Origin of the sequence: Paraburkholderia nemoris, from assembly GCF_905221015.1 — a bacterium.
Classification (GTDB): domain Bacteria; phylum Pseudomonadota; class Gammaproteobacteria; order Burkholderiales; family Burkholderiaceae; genus Paraburkholderia; species Paraburkholderia nemoris.
Window position 1 is genome coordinate 148803 of record NZ_CAJNBO010000009.1, and the last position, 19730, is coordinate 168532.

The 19730-nt window shown below is 62.0% G+C and carries 16 protein-coding genes, 1 tRNA gene and 3 riboswitches; of the genes, 7 read left to right on the plus strand and 10 right to left on the minus strand.

All coding sequences use genetic code 11. The features are described from left to right. Positions 1–121: 121 nt before the first annotated feature. From KHO33_RS16080 to KHO33_RS16105, 6 genes are all read right to left on the minus strand, one after another. Complete coding sequence (locus KHO33_RS16080; RefSeq protein ID WP_200565582.1) at positions 122–850, minus strand: CatB-related O-acetyltransferase; 729 nt, start codon at positions 848–850, stop codon at positions 122–124. A gap of 167 nt (positions 851–1017) precedes the next feature. Next, entirely contained in the window at positions 1018–2199 is a 1182-nt protein-coding gene (locus tag KHO33_RS16085; RefSeq protein ID WP_236074680.1) for a BamA/TamA family outer membrane protein, read from the minus strand. Positions 2200–2214: 15 nt separating this feature from the next. Further along, on the minus strand, positions 2215–3186 hold the full coding sequence (locus tag KHO33_RS16090) for a SphA family protein (RefSeq protein ID WP_200565584.1): 972 nt from the start codon (positions 3184–3186) through the stop codon (positions 2215–2217). A 101-nt stretch (positions 3187–3287) separates the two neighbouring features. Further along, complete coding sequence (locus KHO33_RS16095; protein ID WP_234480613.1) at positions 3288–4775, minus strand: DUF1254 domain-containing protein; 1488 nt, start codon at positions 4773–4775, stop codon at positions 3288–3290. A gap of 28 nt (positions 4776–4803) precedes the next feature. Beyond that, entirely contained in the window at positions 4804–6228 is a 1425-nt protein-coding gene (locus KHO33_RS16100; protein WP_200565585.1) for a DUF1254 domain-containing protein, read from the minus strand. Between the two features lie 37 nt (positions 6229–6265). Further along, complete coding sequence (locus KHO33_RS16105) at positions 6266–7060, minus strand: hypothetical protein (protein WP_054038537.1); 795 nt, start codon at positions 7058–7060, stop codon at positions 6266–6268. Positions 7061–7695: 635 nt separating this feature from the next. Here KHO33_RS16105 and KHO33_RS16110 point away from each other — a divergent pair. Then, a complete protein-coding gene (locus KHO33_RS16110) occupies positions 7696–8757 on the plus strand; it encodes an HAD family hydrolase (RefSeq protein WP_200565586.1) in 1062 nt (353 codons plus the stop codon). A gap of 69 nt (positions 8758–8826) precedes the next feature. On the opposite strand, the gene KHO33_RS16115 is transcribed toward KHO33_RS16110, so the two are convergent. After that, on the minus strand, positions 8827–9837 hold the full coding sequence (locus tag KHO33_RS16115; protein ID WP_200565587.1) for a sodium:calcium antiporter: 1011 nt from the start codon (positions 9835–9837) through the stop codon (positions 8827–8829). Positions 9838–9937: 100 nt separating this feature from the next. Continuing rightward, positions 9938–10109: riboswitch (yybP-ykoY riboswitch) on the minus strand. 164 nt (positions 10110–10273) lie between these two features. On the opposite strand from KHO33_RS16115, the gene KHO33_RS16120 reads away from it, so the two are divergent. Beyond that, positions 10274–11293, plus strand: coding sequence for an NADP-dependent oxidoreductase (locus tag KHO33_RS16120; RefSeq protein WP_200565588.1), 1020 nt, complete (start codon positions 10274–10276; stop codon positions 11291–11293). A 119-nt stretch (positions 11294–11412) separates the two neighbouring features. On the opposite strand, the gene KHO33_RS16125 is transcribed toward KHO33_RS16120, so the two are convergent. Further along, positions 11413–11488 (minus strand) — tRNA-Arg (locus tag KHO33_RS16125). 296 nt (positions 11489–11784) lie between these two features. Here KHO33_RS16125 and KHO33_RS16130 point away from each other — a divergent pair. Beyond that, a complete protein-coding gene (locus tag KHO33_RS16130) occupies positions 11785–12684 on the plus strand; it encodes a c-type cytochrome (RefSeq protein WP_054038608.1) in 900 nt (299 codons plus the stop codon). Between the two features lie 96 nt (positions 12685–12780). On the opposite strand, the gene KHO33_RS16135 is transcribed toward KHO33_RS16130, so the two are convergent. Together KHO33_RS16135 and KHO33_RS16140 are read right to left on the minus strand one after the other, a co-directional pair. After that, positions 12781–13359: a hypothetical protein gene (locus tag KHO33_RS16135; protein WP_054038544.1), complete on the minus strand. Its 579-nt coding sequence runs from the start codon at positions 13357–13359 to the stop codon at positions 12781–12783. Between the two features lie 100 nt (positions 13360–13459). Continuing rightward, positions 13460–15550, minus strand: a complete 2091-nt coding sequence (locus tag KHO33_RS16140) for a UvrD-helicase domain-containing protein (RefSeq protein WP_054038547.1) — start codon at positions 15548–15550, stop codon at positions 13460–13462. A gap of 430 nt (positions 15551–15980) precedes the next feature. Here KHO33_RS16140 and KHO33_RS16145 point away from each other — a divergent pair, with 430 nt between their 5' ends. The 4 genes from KHO33_RS16145 (at position 15981) to gcvH (ending at position 19719) form a co-directional block, all read left to right on the plus strand. Continuing rightward, positions 15981–17030, plus strand: coding sequence for an oxidoreductase (locus KHO33_RS16145; protein WP_054038549.1), 1050 nt, complete (start codon positions 15981–15983; stop codon positions 17028–17030). Positions 17031–17249: 219 nt separating this feature from the next. Then, on the plus strand, positions 17250–17603 hold the full coding sequence (locus tag KHO33_RS16150; protein WP_175054049.1) for a hypothetical protein: 354 nt from the start codon (positions 17250–17252) through the stop codon (positions 17601–17603). A 179-nt stretch (positions 17604–17782) separates the two neighbouring features. Then, positions 17783–17882: riboswitch (glycine riboswitch) on the plus strand. A gap of 34 nt (positions 17883–17916) precedes the next feature. Next, a riboswitch (glycine riboswitch) is annotated at positions 17917–18076 on the plus strand. An 80-nt stretch (positions 18077–18156) separates the two neighbouring features. Further along, positions 18157–19275, plus strand: coding sequence for a glycine cleavage system aminomethyltransferase GcvT (gene gcvT, locus KHO33_RS16155; protein WP_200565589.1), 1119 nt, complete (start codon positions 18157–18159; stop codon positions 19273–19275). Positions 19276–19338: 63 nt separating this feature from the next. Beyond that, positions 19339–19719, plus strand: coding sequence for a glycine cleavage system protein GcvH (gcvH, locus tag KHO33_RS16160; protein ID WP_154566472.1), 381 nt, complete (start codon positions 19339–19341; stop codon positions 19717–19719). Positions 19720–19730 lie beyond the last annotated feature (11 nt).

A 19730-nucleotide genomic window follows, 5' to 3' on the forward strand; every position in this document is an offset into this window, starting at 1 on the left:
GCGGCGGACCCGGTCGGCAAATCAACCGGGCCCGCTGATCGGCAAGGATGCGAATTCGCTCCTGCTCGCCGTCAGCGTGACCTCCATATCAAGCAATGCCATCCTGCTCGGTGCAGACGCGTCAAGCCTTCGCCGGGGTCATCGCCTCAGCGGACTCGCTTTTTGCGCGCAACAACTCGGTCAGGATTTCCATCGACCGCCCCTCGTCTGCCGTCAGGTCGACGAGGAAACGGTCATTATTTTTTTGCAGCCAAGGCATCGACATGTCCCACCATTCAAGTTCAAGAAGCTTCTCGCGGATACGCTCGGAGAAACGGAACCGAACAAGACGTGCGGGGCTGCCCACGTAGACGCCATAGGGTTCGCTTTTGAAATTGGACGGCACCACGGTTCTTGCACCGATAACGCAGCCATTTTCAATCGTGGAACCGCCAAGAAACATCGCTTCGTCGCCGATCCATACGTCGTTACGAATTACCGTGTCGCCGTATTGAGGCGGCGGGACGTTGTTTAACCCACTACCGAAAACGCTAAGCATCGACGTTGAAATCGTCCGCATGTCGTGCTGCCCGTTCAGCAGAAACTTCAGTCTCAAGCCACCTGCGACAAATTTTCCGACTACAAGCTTCTGCAACCCGGCGTCATATTTGGCGATCGAACCGACACCGATGCCCGAACACTTGCCAATTGAGAAGGTCCCAACCTTCGCTTCTTCATCCAGCCAGTCGCGAAAGAAGTTGTTCGGGATCATCGAGATCGATCCATCCCGATACCCGAGCACGATAAAGGCCTTCGAAAAGGGGTGTTGGGCTTGAACTCCGATAAAGTCGTCTGATGTGGTTACGTTCATGATGGTCCGCAAAAGGTGGTTCGCATCGCGTCGCCGGCAACGCCTCAACATTGAGGTCGCGAATGGCGACGATGGTCATGAACAGCATATCGGCGCGCACAAAAGTGCACTTCGCCGATTAGGGCCGCATTTCAAGACCAGTTCGATGCGTAACCACGTTTCACGAATCACCGCCATGCGCTGCCCACCTGCACATAAAACGCGTTCTGCCCCGGCCCGTGCGCGACGTCGATCCCCATCGTCACGCCGAGCTTGCGAGCAATCAGATAGCGAAACCCTGTGCCGAAGCCGAACGCAGTCGGCGCATCCGAAAACGAATGCAGATGGCCGTAGGCTTTGCCGACGCCGCCGAAGCCGAGCACCGACCAGCGCGGCGTGACGTTCCAGCGGATTTCGGCTTCCGCGGTAAGCTGGTTGTTGTCCTGGAACTTCGCGTCGGACACACCGCGCAGCGACACATACGGCTGCGCGAAAAACGGAATGTTTCCTTGCGAGAAGCCGGTGTCGGCACGCAGGCCGAGCACCCAGCTCTTTGACAGCGGTATCCAGTGGTAGCCGCGTGCCGTCTGCTCCTGAAAGTTGGTGGAACTGCCGAGGCCGCCGCGTGCGAGGTCGGCTTCGAACTCCGCGTAGGTGCCGCTCGACGGATAGAACATGTTGTCGCGCGTGTCGTAGTCGACCACCACGCCGCCCTTGGCGACGCGCTGGTCTCGCTCGAACTCGCGAATCCCCGCCGGAACGCTCGCGTCAAAACGCGTGCTCGCGTCGAAGAAGGTATAGCGCGGGCCGACATACCAGTGACTATTGCCGAGCCTGAACAGAACCTGCTGCACGAGCGCGATACCGTCGAGCTGGTAGGCGCGCGGCTGGTTCTGGATGCCGTAGTAGTTCAGATGCAGCCCCACCTTGCCGATCACGCCGAGATAGCGGATGTGGTCGTCGTCCCAGCTGTGGAAGTGCATCAGCCCCGCGCCCCAGCTATGCGTACCGGTCACGAAGCCGCCGAGGCCGGTGATGTTCGGCGGCGCTTTGGCGTCGTCGGGCGCATCGGCGCTTTTTTTGGGCAGCGAGAAATAGAGCAGGCCGAGGCCCAGGCCGTAGCCGACCGCCGGCTCGGTGATCAGCGTCGGCACCGGCAAGACGCCCCTATGCGTCAGCAGCAGATTGCTCAAGTCGAAAGCACCGTCTTCGGGATCGGTGAATTTCGACGCCGCGCGGACGTGGACCGACACGAGCAGCAACGCCGCGACCACCGCCGAGGCGCGCAGCGATCGTGTGCGAGGTGCCTCGGACTTGATAGTCGGAGCGGTGTCAACGGGAAACGGCACACACGAGGAGCGACGGATCACCAGATGCATGCTCCGTTACTGGAACGTCGCGTTGATCGACAGTTCGACCGCATTCCCCTTGGGCCGGTTGCTAACGTTGAACTCATTGACCCAACGCAGCGACGCCGACACCGGTGTTTTCTGGACCTTGCCCGACCACGTGACCATCGGCCCGATACCCACCGAATGGCCTTGATTTCCGCCGGTGGCATCGGCTATTCCGCCGCTATCATGACCGAGCTGCTGGATATAGCCGCCCACGACACCCACGCCCCAGCCGCTGCCGAAGCGCTTGAGCGCGAGCAGATCGAGCACGCTGACCGGTGCGTTGTGATAGTGCGTGTCGTTGTTCGGCGTGTAGAAGCCCACGCCGTAGTTCAGCGACAGCTCGATCTCTTCTTTCGGGAACAGCTTCGTGTAGGAGACCGTCGGCGTGAAGGTCCACGTGTTCTGTCCGGCATTGGCGAGCCGGCTCGAGGTGTACGCGCCGGTCGGCGCGTAAATCTGTACGCTGAACGCAATGTGATCGGTCTTAGTCAGGTGATAGCCGGCCACCACCGGCGTGAAGAAGAGGTCGGCGAACTGCGTGCCGTGATCATTCGGCAAACGGCCGTGAAACGACGAAATATTGGTGTACTGGATTGGCACCCCGAACGAGGACGCGAAGTTCCAGCCACCCAGCGTAATGCCCCACGTCTTGACCGCGTTGAGAATGGTGTACACAGCCGTGACATCGACGCCCGCCGTGATCTGGCCGGCGATCGGAATCGTCTTGCTCGCGCCGAGCGAGCCTTCGTAATAGATCGTGGTGGCCGACACGATCCAGTCGTCCGTGGGCGGTACGACTCCTGCGTACGGCGTGACCTGCATGCCAGTGATCGGTCTGCCGATGCCACCTTCAGTCGCCCACGCTTGCTGCGAAAGACCCACGCCGGCGGTGGTAAGAAGCGCACCCGTGCACAACCTGGCTAGTGACCGGCTTGCGGACAAACGGTTTGTGCGACTCATAGTCATCCTCACGAAATTAACTTTCCGCACTTCCACTTTGCGGAACAAGGTTTTGACACACCGCGGCGGCAAGCCGCACGCGTGCACTTCGGCGTGTTTTCTTACGGCTCACGCTTGACCGGCGGCGGCGTCCAGCTGCCGTCGAGCGCCGGCTGTTGCGGCCAATAGGCGCGTACGTACAACGAGAACGCTTCATTGGCCGGCGCCGGCAGCCAGTTGGAGACCTTGTCGTCACCGGGACTCGTGCTCTGTACGTAGAGCGTCAACGAGCCATCCGCATTGAACTTCAGGTCCTTGTTCTTAGTGCCGAGCGAGTAGCGGTTCTGCGGGTTCGGCGAAAAGAAGTGATGCGAGTTGTACAGCGTCAGCGACCAGAAGCCCTTGACCGGCGGCAACTGATCCTTGGCAAACGTCACCGTGTAGCGTGCGTTGCCATCGAGACGCTGACCTGAAGCGTCGGCATCGGCGTAGAAATACTTGGTCTCGTTAGGCTTGTTGACGAAGATGTTCGACTTCGCCACCGCCGTGCGCGTGAAGTAGTCCGTGCCGAAGGCGGCGCCGTTGCTGATGGTGTTCCAGTTCGCCGGCAGCCGCTTGCCAAAGGTATTGAAGTTGAACAGCGGCGTGACCAGATCCGCTTCGGCCTTCGTTCCTTCCTCGACAATCGCGGTCTTGATTGCCGGGTCCTTCTGCGCCGCGGCGATCAGTGCGCGCGCCTGGACGTAGAGCGCCTCTTCGCCGCGTTGCGGCGGCGTCTCATCTAGCACGGTGGGCAGCATGTCCCAGAAACGGTTTGGATCGACCCACTTGATCTCTTCGGCGTTGCCTCCCGCGGCACCACCGGCCTCACCGAAGCTCGGCAACTTCGACCAGTCGGTCTCCTTGACCTTGCCGTCGTACTCGGCGAGCGGATACAGACCAACCTTCGCAATCACCGACTGCACGGCCACGCGATCTTCAGGCGTGTCGCCCATGAAAACGCGCGGAATGAAACTGCCGACCCCGGTCGACGAGCGGAACACCTGACGGATGCCCTTCGGCACTGGGCCGTGCCAGTCAGGACCTGCCAGGAGATAGAAGCCCGGACGTGTGCCATACATCTTGCCGAGACTCGCGAAACCGTCGGTACGCAGATCGACAGCCTGATAGACCCAGAAGCGTTTGCCGAAATCGGGCACCTGCACGACCACCGGCGTCTTATTCAGATCGAGGATCGAGGAGCCGTAGACCACGTCCTGATTCGGACACGCAACAAATCGCTCCTGCGGCTGAATGTAGTCGCGCAGCATCGACAGATGATTGGGCGGCGCGACCGGCACGATGCCGCCGTTCAGACCCGGCTGCGGGACCTGCTTCATTGCCAGCAGGCGGCCGTAGACGTTCACCATCGGCCACGCCCAGAAGTAAGTCTGGCGCGCCACCAGCCGTGCGTATTCTTCAGAGATCGCGTAGCCGGCTACCGGGCCCGGCACGGACGCCATCGTGGCCGTCGCGTGGGCAGGCTGGTCCTGCTGCGTCTTCGCCAGAATGGGTGCAGCAACCGACGCCAGCACGGCAGCCGTGACCCATGTCGCGGTTTTCTTATTCATATTGTCCTCAGGTTCGTCCATGCGCGGCTTAGCGCTTTTGCGGGTCGGGGAATTTCCAGTCGCCGTCGAGCACCTTCTCGTCCGGGCCGTAGATGCGCATGACGAGGGTGTACGCACCGGTGGGCGCCGGCAGCCAGTTCGACACCTTGTCCGCACCCGGCGACGTGTTCTGCACGTAGATATCCAGCGAGCCGTCGGCGCCGTACTTCAACCCCTTGGTGCGATCGCCGATCGAGTAACGGTTGATCGGATTCGCAACCAGATGGCGCGCAGGCAGGTCGTACAGCGTCATCGACCAGAAGAATTTCGCGGGCGGCAGGTCCTTCTTGTCGAAATGCAGCACGTACGGCTGCGAGCCGAGCAGCTGCGCGTGTTCGCTGTTCACGCGCGTGCCGACATACACCGCTTCTTCCTTGGTGTTGCCGTAAATCCCCATCGCCGCCGCGACCGCTCGGGTGGTGTAGTCGTCCTTCAGATCCGCACGGCTGCCGAACAGGTTGAACGAGCCGGTGGTGTGTTTTTCGGCGTCGGCCAACGCGGTTTTGCCGTCGGCGACACCGGCTTCGAGCGCGGCGCGCGTTTCCGGCGGCAAGGCGGCCGGATCGAACGGCGCGCCCGGCGCGATGCCGATCTTCGCGAAGCGCGCCATCAATTCCTGCTCGGACGGCGCCGGCGGTTGCGTGAACTGCAGCATGAAGTTCAGATAGGCGATGAAGTCGACCGAAGTCGCCTTCGCTTCATCCCACTTCGGAAAATCGAGCTTCGCGACGGGCGGCGGTGCAGCCGTATGTTCGAACGCGGACAGCGGCGTGAGCCTGTATTGCTTCTGGATCGCCTCGACGTTTTTGACGTCGCTCGCGCCGTTGAGCGCCGTGCGGCCAAGCGTCAGGATCAGGTCGGTCTCGGAGCGGAACACCTTGTCGATGCCCTTGGGCGTATCGCCGTGCCAGTTCGGGCCGGCGAACAGATAGTGGCCCGCGCCGTTACCCGTGGCGCGCGAACCGACGTACGCGAAGTTGTAGGTGTACAGGTCGATCCACTGGAAGACGTAGTAGCGCTCTTTCGGCACTGCGGGCACGGTCAGCACCCACGGTTCGCGACGCAGATCGAGCCACGCCCACGAGTACGGCGTGTCGTTGTTCGGCGTGACGATGTCCTTGTTCTCGGGACCGTACGGATGCGAGTAGTTGCGGAACTTGCCGAAACCGCCCACATAAGACTTCGAGCTGGAATCGATCGCCTGCTCATAAAGCGTCTTGTAGTTGAACAGCATCGGATACGCGTAGAGGAACGCGTCTTTGGCGATCGAGCGCGCTTCTTCAGGCGAGGCAGTGACTGCCGCTGTCGCCGCAGTTGGGGCACTAGCTTGAGCGACGGCTTGCGTATGCGGCAAGGTGGTCAGTGACAAAGCCGCGATGACTGCGCAGATCGGCAGGCGTTTGAACAAGGTCATGAGTTAAGCCCTCTGTTTCTATGCTTAGTTTTTGTGCTTACTTGCCGAAGGTCATGTTCAGCCCGGCGAAGATGGTGAACTTCGGCACGCCGGCGCCGGAATGCGCTACCGAGTATTGCGGCTCGATAAACGCGTTGTAGATGGTGGAGCCGCCTTTCCACGCCTTGCCGGCACCGAGGCCGACCGGGATGTAATAGCTGCCATGCTGCAGGTCGAAGGTCCAGGTGCCGGTCGAGCGGATGTACCAGCCACCCGGCAGGTTGAAGATGCCGAACGGCTGCGCGGTGAGCGATTGCGTGGTGGGCCGGCTGCTTTGCCCGGCGAACGAGTGTTGCCACTGCACCAGGGCGCCGAGGAGCCGCGCCTTCGTCGCGCTGACAGCGACAGCGGCAAGACCGGCCTGCCACTTGCCGGTGCCGAGGCTGGGGTCCGTGGCAGTCGGCATCGTCACGAGCGGGCCGACGCCGACCTGCACGTCGCCTTGCGAGAGCAGGAAGATGTCGAATAGATTCAGGTCGCCGAGACCGGTGTTGTAGCCGCCGCTCGGATCGGGCCGCGTGCTGACCGGCACCGTGGCGCGGAAAATTTCCGGCACGCCGATCAGGCTGTTCGGGCCGATCGGCACGGTGGGACGCAAGAGCAGATCGTTGGTGTGTGCGCTCGCGCCGAACACGCTCGGCGTGTAGTAATTCTGGATGTTGAATGAGGCTGCCAGATTAAGCGGGTTATTACTCTTATTGGCTTCGTCGGCCGATGCCTGAGCGAACGCCGGCGACAAGATCACCGAGGCGGCGTATAACGCTGCCGACCCAATCACGCTTTTAAAACCCATTCCCGCACCTCGTCTATGGGCATTTCTTATAGGCGAACGCATTCTTTTGCCCGATGCATATAAAGCAAGAGCAATGGCATTCATATTTTCGAATTGTGTCGAACTAACGCGAACTAGTCGCAGGCGTAAGTTCGCCTCACCCGGCGGCCACGCGCAACCGGGGAAATATGCAAAGCGGATAAGAGGCGCGATTAATTCGCGCTAAGTCTTTCGAACAAGCTGGAAAGACGGTACGGCCGGATACAGGGCTTGCATGGACGCTCCTTTCAGACTCAAGAGACGCCGCACCAAACGACGCATGCGGAGGTAAGAAATTCACAATCTGGGAGTGTTGTGGCGGAATGGTAGCAAACGTTTCAAGAGATTACAGAGATAAATTTGTAACATGATAGAAAGTTACGCAATTTCGGACGGAGTTAGAGTGTTGCCGCCATTTTTATTCCACACTTTTGCCACGATGTTGAGCATTTGTTTGCTTGTTGCATAAAAAGCCGCATAGCGGCATACGCCATTTGACAATTACCGGCATTCACGTCGTCGCTCCGAAAAGCAACAAAATGGGCTGCAACAATCGTCGTGTCCCATTAGACTTGCGCTCGCTTAAAGTTTGACCCACCGCTTTTGATGAGGCTTTCATGATTCGCACGATGCACCGGTATTGCATTGCTTTGACCGTTCTGGTTCTTTCAGCTTGCACCGTTACGCCACACCGCGACGCAAGCGAGTCGCCGGCCGGCGCGTCGAGCGCCGCAACCCTCGCGTCGTGGAACGACTCCGCGACCAAACGCTCGATTGTCGATTTCGTCACGCTGGTCACCACACCCGAGTCGAAGGATTTCATCCCGCGCGCGGACCGGATCGCCGTATTCGACAACGACGGCACGTTGTGGCCGGAGCAACCCGCCTCGGTGCAACTGGTGTTCGCGCTGCAACGGGTGAAGACCGTGGCCGGGCGGCATCCGGAATGGAAACGGCAGGAACCGTTCCGCTCGATTCTGAAAGGCAATCTGAAGAGCATCGCGGCGGGCGGCGACGCTGGCTCGATGAAGCTGCTGGCGGCGGCGCATGCCGGCATGACCAGCGATCAATTCGCCGCGCTCGCGCACGAATGGTTCGACTCAGCGAGCGACCCGCGCTTCAACCGCCCGTACGCCGACCTCGCTTATCAGCCGATGCTCGAGTTGCTCGCCTATCTGCGCACCAACGGCTTCAGGACCTATCTGGTGACGGGCAGCGATGTCGAGTTCGTCCGTGACATCGCGCAGCGCGTGTACGGCATTCCGCCCGAGCAGGTGATCGGCAGCACCGTGAAATACAAGTACAGCCAAACGAACAGCGCCGTAGCGCTGACCCGGCTTGCGCAGGTCGACACGCTCGTCGACGGCGCGGCCAAACCGCTTGCCATCGACCGCGCGATCGGCCGGCGTCCGGTGATCGCGTTCGGCAATGCGGACGGCGACGTGCCGATGCTCGAATGGACCTCGGCCGGCGACGGTCCGCGCCTCGCTGCGCTGCTGCATCACACCGACGGCGAACGGGAATATGCGTACGACCGCGCGGCGAAAAGCGGCAAGCTCGACAAGGGGCTGGACGAAGCCGGCGCGAAAGGCTGGCTCGTCGTCGATATGAAGGATGACTGGAAGACGGTGTTCAAGCCGGATAGCACGGCAACGGCTGCGGCGGCACCTTCCAATTAAGGGCAGGTTGTTGGGAAGGCCGCGCTTCGGCGGCTTTTACCGCAGCCTTCCTGGTCTTTCATCACTCGCTCAGCGGCTCAGCGTAATCGCCAGATAAGTGGCGTAGAGCACGCCGCACACCAGCAGCGCCCACACCGGCACGCCACGTTCGCGCACGTTGATCCGCAGCCACGCGGCAGCGGCGAGCGTGATCAAGATGCCGGTCACCACTTCGATACGCGGCGCCCACGGCGTCAGCAGAATCCCGATGGCGGGCAGCAACGTGCCCTGAAACACCATCGCACCGGTGATATTGCCGAACGCCAGCGTGTCCTTGCCACGGCGAATCCACAGAATGCTGTTGACCTTCTCCGGCAACTCGGTGGCGATCGGAATGATCAGCAGCGACAGCAGCAACGGCGAGACGCCGAGCACCTGCGACACGCCCCGCACACCGTGGATGAAGCCTTCCGCGCCCCACACCAGCAACGCAACCGCCAGTGCCAGTTGCACCGCAATGGTCGCGAGATTGGTGGGCAAGCCAAGACGCGACAGCAGCATCCTGCCCGGCGCCTCCGTGCCGTGGCCGGCGTCGACAAGTTTGTTCGATGCACGGAACGTCATCACCACGTACGTGATGTACACACCGACTAGCGCCGCGCTGAACAGCCCCCGCACGATCATCTGTTCGTGCGGCACGTACATCGCCGCGGCCGCCAGCACAAAGGCGCACAGGAAGTAGTTCAGATCTCGCGTGAAACCCGTTCGTTCCGGCGTGACCCAGCCGCCGGCACCGCGCGAACCGAGAATCGCCAGCGTCATCAGGAAGGTGGAGAGGGTAGAGAGCATGAGCGGCGCGCCGAGAATCGCGCCGACGCCGATCTCCTGATTGACCGCGCTATCGGTCGTGCCGCCCGCAATCGCGAGCAGCGGGACGAGCGTTTCGGGCAAGGCGGTACCGACCGCCGCGAACAGCGAACCCGTCACGCCCTCGGAGATTTTCAGACGCTCGCCGAGATGTTCCAGTGCATTGGTGAAGAGCTCGGCCGCCACCAGAATGACGACCAGCATGATGGCGAGTTCGAACAGGAGACCGGTCATACGTCGCCCCCTGCAAATGCAAAGGGGAAGCGGCACAACGGACCGGCAAGTGGGGAGACTGGCAGGGCGCAACGATGTTTCACAGGGCAACTCCGCGGTCGGACGTAAGTGACGAACCAATGACGCACCGCGACCCGTCCGACCAGAACGAAGCAGTGCGCCAATGGTCTCGCCAAACCGACCCGGTCGAACGCGCCATGACCCGCAGGCCAAGTATGTTGACGCGCTCTCCTTCAATGGATGAAGGAAGGCTACTCCCCAGTGACCGGGGGATTCTAACGGGACGGGCGGCTTTCAACAAGCTTGGAAGCTGGCGCATGCGTCGGCGCCCTCTGGTTTTGCTACGGCCGTCCGGTGATGTGGCATCAGCCTCGCAAGCGTGCGATAGCCCCACTGGTAAGATCACTCACCGTCTACGACAGCAGTGAGTCTTCACATGAACTACCAGAATCGCCAGTGGTTTTACGTCAAGCGTCCGGAAGGACGAGTTGGCGACGAGCATTACGAGTTGCGCGAAAGCGAGCTCGACGACAATTTGTCATCGAATGAAGTGTTGATCCGGGCGCGTATTGTCAGCGTCGATCCGTACATTCGGATCCAGCAGCACGAACGCAATACTTACGACGTGCCGCATCCGCTCGGGATCGTCCAGCGCGCGGGCGTGGTGGGTGAAGTGGTGGCGTCGGCGAGCCCGCTTTTCAAGCAGGGTGACTGGGTGTCGGCCTATAGCGGCTGGCAGTTGTACGCCAAGTGCCATCACAGCGAGCTGACCAAGCTGAACCCCGACGCGGCGCCGGTTTCGACCGCGCTCGGCGTGCTCGGCATGCCGGGACGCACCGCGTGGTTCGGCTTGATGGAAGCGGGCAAGCCACGTCCGGGCGACACGCTGGTCGTGTCCGGTGCGGCGGGCGCGGTCGGCTCGCTGGTCGCGCAGTTCGGCAAGCGCGCCGGGTGCCGCGTCATCGGGATCGCCGGCGGCCCGGACAAGTGCGCGTTTCTGACTGACACGCTGAAACTCGACGGCGCGGTCGACTACCGCGCGCATCCCACACTTGAAGGCTTGCAGTCGGCGCTGCAGGCGGCGACCGGCGGCGTCGATGTCTATTTCGACAACGTCGGCGGCATGATCACCGATGCGGTGATTCCGCTGATCAAGCGCCGCGCGCGGATCGTGATCTGCGGCGCGATCGCTCAATACGACGGGGGTCTGGACACGCCGGACCTCGCGCCGCGCTTCCTGCAGCACATGCTGTTTCAGCGCGCGACGATCCAGGGGATTCTGGCGCGCGATTTCACACACCGCATGGATGAAATGTTGCAGACCGTCGCACCATGGGTGAAGAACGGTGAAATCGTTTATCAGGAGACTTACGTCGATGGGTTTGACGCGTTGCCTCAGGCGTTGAATAGCCTGTTCGAAGGGAAGAATCTCGGGAAGCTGTTGGTCAGGGTGTGATCGGGTGAGATGAAGCGGAAGGCAGACGGTCGTGACGACCGCTGTCGTTCGCGACACAACTGCTCGGATGAACAGGGATGCAAAAACAGGGGGAAATCGCGTTGAAACTCGACCAGAAATGGTGCGCCCGGCTGGGATCGAACCAGCAACCCCTGCCTTCGGAGGGCAGTACTCTATCCATTGAGCTACGGGCGCTTCAACACGAAAGCGCGGCAACCTGAACAGGAGCGACGCCAAAGCGAGACCGAAAGGATACCCGGTTTCGGCCAAACCGTCCACCGGACGGCCTATATGGCGGGATTGCGCGCCTTCTGCACGCCATCCCCACAGTGCCAGCCGCACCCCGCGATGCGGGTAAACGCCTGCTGAACACCTCGCCGCGCCCCTCGCCGCCGCCGAAATGTTGCGTCTATAATCGTCCGTGCCTGATTAAAGAACAAGAAGTTGCCGTCACGCTGTACCGCTCACATACCCACGGAGACGAGACAAGCATGAGCGAAGCACCACACGGAGCCCCAATCAAAACCCCCGGGCAGCTCATCGCCGCGATCATTGCCAGTTTTGCGGTACCGATCGTCATCATCGTTCTGCTAGTGATCTACGTCGATAATTCGACGCGCACGGGCGCCGGCACAGACAGTCTTTCCGACGCCGAGGTCAGCGCGCGCATCAAGCCTTTCGCGCAAGTCGACATTCGCGACGCCAACGCGCCGCGCGTCTACAAGACCGGAGAAGAGGTCTATAAGGCCGTTTGCTCCGCGTGTCACGCGTCGGGTGCGGCAGGCGCGCCGAAATTCACCAATACCGCCGACTGGGCGCCGCGCATCGCGCAGGGCTTCGACACGTTGTTGCACACGGCGCTCACCGGCAAGGGCGCGATGCCCGCGCGTGGCGGCACCAGCCCGGACGACTACAGCGATTTCGAAATCGCCCGCGCAGTGGCTTACATGGCGAACAATTCCGGCGCGAGCTTCCCTGAACCGGCACAGCCGGCAGCAGGTGCGGCAGCTGCCGCGTCCGGCGCTGCTGCCGCGGCGCCGGCGGGTGCTTCGGACGCTGGCGCCGCACAAGCCGCTGCTGCGATGGCAGCCATGGCCAGCGTGCCGCAAGCGGCTGCGCCAGCAGCAGGCGGAGCACAAAGCGCGGACGCCTCGCAAGCCGGCAAGGCGCTGTACCAGCAGGTTTGCCAGGCGTGTCACGCGGCCGGCGTGCTGAACGCACCGAAGTTTGGCGACAAGGACGCATGGGCGCCGCGCCTGAAAGAACCGATGGACACGGTCTACAACTACGCATTGCACGGCAAGGGCGCGATGCCGGCCAAAGGTGGTTCGACTGCCTCCGACGCGGACGTGAAAGCCGCCGTCGACTACATGGTCAGCGCGGCGAAATAAGACACTTCCGGCTGTTGTCGCAAAACAAAAAATCCCTGCACCGTGGCGACACGGGCAGGAATTTTTTATGCGAAGTGCGTTTTACGCGCCGTCGGTTCAGGCGCCCGCCGATGCAACTGCAGGCCGGCTGAACGCCTCGACAAATGCCAACGCCGGCGTGCTACGCGCCAGCGACGTCAAATGCGTGTGCAGATCGGCAGGGACGAGCCACGGATAGCTCAGCCCATCTTGCAACGCTTCGAGCAATTTGCCGTCGACGTCCGGCACGACATCCATGCGTGCGATGTGGATGTGAAACCCCGTGACGGCCGGCACCGCATCGAAAGTCCACCGATACAACCCGTGACCGACGCGTAATGCGCCGGTTGCCCGTTCGCGCATCACCACCAGCCAGGGTAAAGCGTCGATCGTGCCGTTATCCACCGCGAGCGAATCGCACACGTAGTACGTGCGGCACTGCGCGTACTGCGCGCCGAAATCGGTGACGAGCGTTTTCGCGATCGCATCGGTACCGACTGTGCGTGCCGGAAACGCGATATTCGACGTGGCGAGCGAAATGGTGAGGACCGCATCCGGTGCGAAAGCCTCGCCAATGCGATTAGCACGCGTGTTGTCTTTCGCATCGATGTAGGTTTCGAGCGCGCGGCGATAGTGCGCGAGCGGGGGCGTGGACATGCGAGCGGTCTCCGATTGACAGGCCGCGCCACTGTAGCGTGCGTACGTCGAAAAACGGCCGATGCACCTGCCGCGCACGGGGTCTTGCACCTCCCCACGCTCAAGGCTTCTGCAACAACGCCTTCAAACTCGCGAGCCGGTCTTTCGGCGACATCGGCGCTTCTTCGGGCGTCGGCGGCGGAGCGTCGTCCAGCAGCATCTCTGGGATAAAGCGTGAGGGCTCACACACCACGGTTTCACGCGCGCGTTTGCGCTTCTTGCACCAGTTCAAATGCAGGCTGCGTTGTGCCCGCGTAATCGCGACGTACATCAGACGGCGCTCTTCCTCGATGCGCGCGTCGTCGATCGGCTCGTCGTCCGGGCCGCCACGGTGCGGCATGATGCCTTCTTCGACGCCCACCAGAAACACGTGCGGATACTCCAGCCCCTTCGACGCATGCACCGTTGAAAGCCGCACGGCGTCCGGATCTTCCTCGCGGCCTTCAAGCATCGACATCAGCGCGACGGTCTGGATCAGGCCGAGCAGGCTCTTGCCGGTATCGCCGAGGCCGTCGGCGGTGTCGTAGCCGGTTGCCTCGCTCTTCTCCGAACCTTCGGGTTCAGCCTTGGTGCCCTTGCGCTTCAACCATTCCATGAACTCGAGCACGTTCTGCCACTTGGACTGCGCCTGACGTTCATCGAACGCGTCGTACAGATAGGCTTCGTAGTGAATCGCGTCCATCAGTTCGTCGAGCAAGGTCCCAGCGGCATCCTTCTCGGCGCGATCGGTGAGGCGCTGCATGAAGTCGCAGAACACGCGCATCGGTTCGATCTGACGCGGCGACAGGCGCGCCTCGATGCCGCCCATGTACACCGCTTCGAACAGCGACACCTTCGCCTGGCCCGCAAATGAGCCGAGCGCTTCGAGCGTCGTATTGCCAACACCGCGGCGCGGTGTGGTGATCGCGCGGATGAATGCCGGGTCATCGTTCGCGTTGGCGATCAGGCGCAGATACGCGCAGATATCCTTGATCTCGGCTTTGTCGAAGAACGACTGCCCGCCCGACAGCACATACGGAATCCGCTCGCGCCGCAGCACCTGTTCGAAGATGCGCGCCTGGAAGTTGCCGCGGTACAGGATCGCATAGTCGCGGAAATTCGCGCGCCGCTCGAACTTGTGCGCGGACAGGCGGAACACCACGGATTCAGCCTCGTGCTCTTCGTCGTTGCAAGGCGTGACGGTGATCGTGTCGCCCATTCCGTGTTCGGACCAGAGCTTCTTTTCGAACAGCTTCGGGTTGTTCGCGATCACGTTGTTCGCGGCGGTCAGAATGCGCACCGTCGAACGGTAGTTCTGCTCGAGCTTGATCAGATGCAGCTTCGGAAAATCCTTGCTGAGCTGCCCGAGATTTTCGAGCGTCGCGCCGCGCCAGCCATAAATCGCCTGATCGTCGTCGCCGACCGCCGTGAACGCCGCGCGCTTGCCGGCCAGCAGTTTCACCAGTTCGTACTGGCACGCGTTGGTGTCCTGATACTCGTCAATCAACAGATAGCGCAGCTTGTTCTGCCAGCGGTCGCGCACCTGTTCGTTCTTCTCGAAGAGTTCGGCGGGCAGGCGGATCAGATCGTCGAAATCGACCGCCTGATACGCATGCAACGTCGCCACGTAATTGCGGTAGACGATCGCGGCCTGATGTTCGTCCTCGTTCGCGGCGATCGCGATCGCCTGCTCGGGCATGATCATCCCGTTCTTCCACAGCGAGATGATCGACTGGATCTTGCGGATGAAACCCTTGTCCGTCGAGCCGACCTGCTCCTGGATCATGCCGAAGCAGTCGTCCGAATCCATGATCGAGAACTGCGGCTTCAAACCGACGTGCTCCGCTTCCTGCCGCAGAATCTGCACGCCGAGCGAGTGGAAGGTGCAGACCGTCAACTGATTGACGGGCACTTTACGGCCTTCCTTGCCGGGCGTGGTGAGCGTCTTGCCTTCGAGCAGCTTGCCCACGCGCTCGCGCATTTCCAACGCGGCCTTGTTCGTGAACGTGACGGCGGCGATGTGGCGCGGCTCGAAGCCTTTGGCCTCGATCAGGTGGGCGATCTTCTGCGTGATCACGCGCGTCTTGCCGCTGCCTGCGCCGGCGAGCACGAGACACGGACCGTCAAGATAACGGACCGCTTCATTTTGAGCGGGGTTCAGGCCTGCGGACATCGTCAGTGGATGGGTAATGCGGTTGAGGGCGCTTGGGTGCGGAATCGCGAGACCGAAGGCCCGGGGGCATGCTGCGCGGGGCGGGCGGCTGGCGCGCGTGCCTCGGTGTGAGGGGCGTTCCGGCTCGCTACGATCCGCGCGAGAGGAGCGATGTTAACACGGATGCCCAAAGCGGATGCCGTGACAGATGCGCTGTCGGACGGCCAGGAAAGGGGGCCGCAATGGCAGCTCGCCCGACGACAAAAACGGAGGCTCAACCCGGTTGCCCGGAACACGGCCACAATTACCATCCGGGCGCCGCCAAACAGGCGCCGCCAGCAAACGCCTGCGACGATGCTGACAGTCCGCCTTCGGGACATGCCACAATTACGCTGTTGCGCGCCGTCGCCGCGGTGGCAAAGCGGCGCGCCGTTTTTGCAGGAAGACACGCATGTCCGCATCGCTGAAGATTGGATTGATGGGTTACGGTTTTGCTGGCGCGACCTTTCATGCGCCGGTGATCGAGCACTGCGGGCGAGCCAGCATCGCAGCCATCGCGACGAGCCAGCCCGAGCACGCGCTGGCCGATTACCCGCACGCAAAGGTGGTGGCCGATCTCGACGCCCTGCTGGCGCTCGAGGAAATCGACTGCGTCGTCATCGCCACGCCCAACGACACGCACTTCGACCTGGCGCGCCGCGCGCTGGAAGCGGGCAAGCACGTGGTGGTCGACAAGCCGGTCACGCTCACCGCCGCCGACGCCCACACGCTTGCCAACATTGCACTGGCTCGCAGCAAGCGGTTCGTGCCCTTTCATAACCGCCGCTGGGACGGTGATTTTCTGACCGTGCGGGATCTGCTTGCCAGCAGAGAGTTGGGACGCATCACGCAATACGAATCGCATTTCGACCGTTTCCGGCCGGAAGTTCGGCAGCGTTGGCGCGAGGAGGCTTCGCGCGGCGGCGGCCTGCTATTCGATCTGGGACCGCACCTGATCGATCAGGCGCTGGCTCTGTTCGGCGCACCGCAGACCGTGTCCGCGACGGTTCGGACGCATCGCGATCAAGCCAGTGCACCGGACTACGTCCATATTCAGCTGGGATACGGTGAGTTCGAGGTGGTGTTGCATGCCAGCGCGTTGACTGCGTACGTCGCGCCGAGGTTTACGATTCACGGCACGCAGGGGAGCTACGTGAAATACGGGCTCGATACGCAGGAAGATCAGTTGAAAGCCGGCTTGCGGCCTGGCGATGACGGGTTCGGCGCCGGCAATGCGCCCGGCGTGCTGCGTGTGCTCGAAGGCGATCAGGAAGTCGAGCGGGAGGTGCCTACGCGCAATGGCGAATACGTCGGCTTTTATATTGCCTTGGCGGATGCCATTCAGAACGGCGCGAAATTCCCCGTCAGTGCTCAGGACGCAGTCGACGTGATGACGATTATCGAGCTTGCAGCCCGGAGTTCGGAGGAAGGCGTCCGGTTGCCGTTTGAGCGCATTCGCTGACGTTTTCCTGCGCCACGGGGCGCTTTCTGCGCCACGGGGCGCTTTCTGCGCCATTGGCGGCAGCATGCGGACCATGCCGCCGCCAATGGCAAAAGCCTGACAACCCCGAAAGGAACATAACGTTACAAATAACCCCGCCTCCGCGGTCAGCGTGAATCCCCAACAATCCGTTGCTACCCCGGTAGCACCACAAAACGACAACGACCTCCCGGAGAGTCCATGCCCCGAATCGTCCGCGCACTTGCAGCATGCGCATTGCTCAGTTCTCTCGCCGCCTGCGTGGTGGCCCCTCAGCAACCCGCGCCGGCGCCGCGCCCTAACCCGCAACAGATCGCGGATCAGCGCTTCAACCAGGTCAACGGCCGTATCGACAACCTGAGCCGCCGCATCGACGCTCGCGTCAACCAAGGCTACTACCCGCCCCCGCAAGGCGGCGCGTTGCACCATCGCCTCGACGTGATCCGTCAGGAAGCCCACGACATGGCGGCGCAACACGGCGGCGGCCTGTCCGGCGACGAACAGCGCGTGCTGAATCAGGAACTGGACAACGCGGCACACGCCATCGGCGAATAAACCGGCGCTTAGTCGCGTCGCTTAATCGCGTCGGCTAATCGCACTGGTTCAGGCACCGAAGCAAAGAAGCGCGGGCATCACGTCCCGCGCTTTTTTTGACTGTCACGAATCCGCAGCACCAACCCCCATGCCCCTTGCGGGCCTTTATTTGACAAGCCCCCGGCCCTCGCGTACATTCGCCGCACGCGTCGGGAGAGCGTGCTGGCCGCAGAAATCGCAGGCCGCGCCGCCGAAGGGGCACACCCGCAAACTCTCAGGCAAAAGGACCGACTGCGTCGAAGAACCCGCGCCCAGGCAACATCAAGGCATCGGTTTTTCGCACTCTGGAGAGCGGCAGTAGCCGTCTGCATCGTTTAATCGAGCAGATTCTGGCAAGCTGCCCACCGAAGGGGCGCGCGTTTCACCGTAGCGATCACGGCTTCACTATCGCTCGGTAGCGCAATCTCTCAGGTATCGAGGACAGAGGGGTCATGCAACGCAATCGCTCGCAGGCATCAGCCGCGAGGCGTAGCGCCGCATGGCCTTTTTTGTTTCGCGAGACGCCTGAGGCCCCATGACCGAACTCAAACACACCCCGCTCAACGCCACCCATCGTGCGCTCAACGCCCGCATGGTCGATTTCGGCGGCTGGGACATGCCCGTCAACTACGGCTCGCAGATCGACGAACACCGCGCCGTGCGCACCGACGCCGGCATGTTCGACGTCTCGCATATGTGCGTCGTCGATTTCACCGGCGAACGCGTGCGCGCCTTCTTCGAACACGCGCTGGCCAATAACGTCGGCAAGCTGCAAACGCCGGGCCGCGCGCTCTACTCCTGTTTGCTGAACCCGAATGGCGGTGTGATCGACGATCTGATCGTCTATTACTTCAGCGAGACCCACTTCCGCCTGGTCGTCAACGCCGGCACCGCAGAGAAAGACGTCGCCTGGTTCACCAAGCTCAACACCGAAGGCAGCTACGGCCTGACCATCACGCCGCGCCGCGATCTGGCGATCGTCGCCGTGCAGGGCCCGAACGCCCGCGATAAGGTCTGGCAAGTCGCGCCGTCCAGCCGCACCTCCACCGAACTCCTTAAGCCGTTTAACGCCGCGATCGTCGACAACACGCCGTTTGGCGAATTGATGATTGCCCGCACCGGCTACACCGGCGAAGACGGTTTCGAAATCGTCCTGCCTGCTACGTCCGTCTGCGAATTCTGGGACGCATTGGTGCGTCAAGGCGTGCGCCCTGCGGGTCTCGGCGCGCGCGACACGCTGCGTCTCGAAGCCGGCATGAACCTCTACGGCCAGGATATGGACGACAACGTCTCGCCGCTGGACGCCGGCCTCGCCTGGACCGTCGATCTAAATTCGCAGCGCGATTTCGTCGGCAAGGCCAAGCTTGAGGCCGATGGCTCACAGGCCTCGTTCGTCGGCCTGATCCTGCTGAAGGAAAACGGCAAGGCGGCAGGCGTGCTGCGTGCTCACCAGAAAGTCGTCACGCCGCACGGCGAAGGCGAAATCACCAGCGGTACTTTTTCACCCACGATGCAGGAATCGATCGCCTTTGCGCGCGTGCCGAAAGGCGTGCAGCCGGGCGACACCGTTCACGTCCAGATTCGTGACAAAAACGTACCCGCAAGCGTGGTAAAACTGCCGTTCGTACGCAACGGCAAAGTGCTCGCAGTTTAAGCAGCCGGCGCGTGCGACATATCTTTTAAGTTCATACCGAATAACACCGCATAGGAGCATCCGATGAGCATCCCGGCCGATCTGAAATACACCGAATCGCACGAGTGGGTCCGCACCGAAGCAGACGGCACGCTGACGGTCGGCATCACCGACCACGCGCAGGAAGCGCTCGGCGACATCGTCTTCTTCGAAGTCCAGGAACTGGGCAAGACCGTCAACGCTGGCGACACCGTCGCCGTGATCGAGTCGGTGAAAGCCGCTTCCGATATCTACGCGCCGGTCTCTGGCGAAATCATCGAAGCGAACCCGGCCGTCGCCGACACGCCGGATGGCGTCAACAGCGCGCCGTACGAGAACTGGCTCTTCAAGATCAAGCCGGCTGCGGACGCATCGCAGGATCGCTTGATCGACGCGGACGCGTACGCCAAGGCCGTCGGCGCCTGATTCACCGCAAG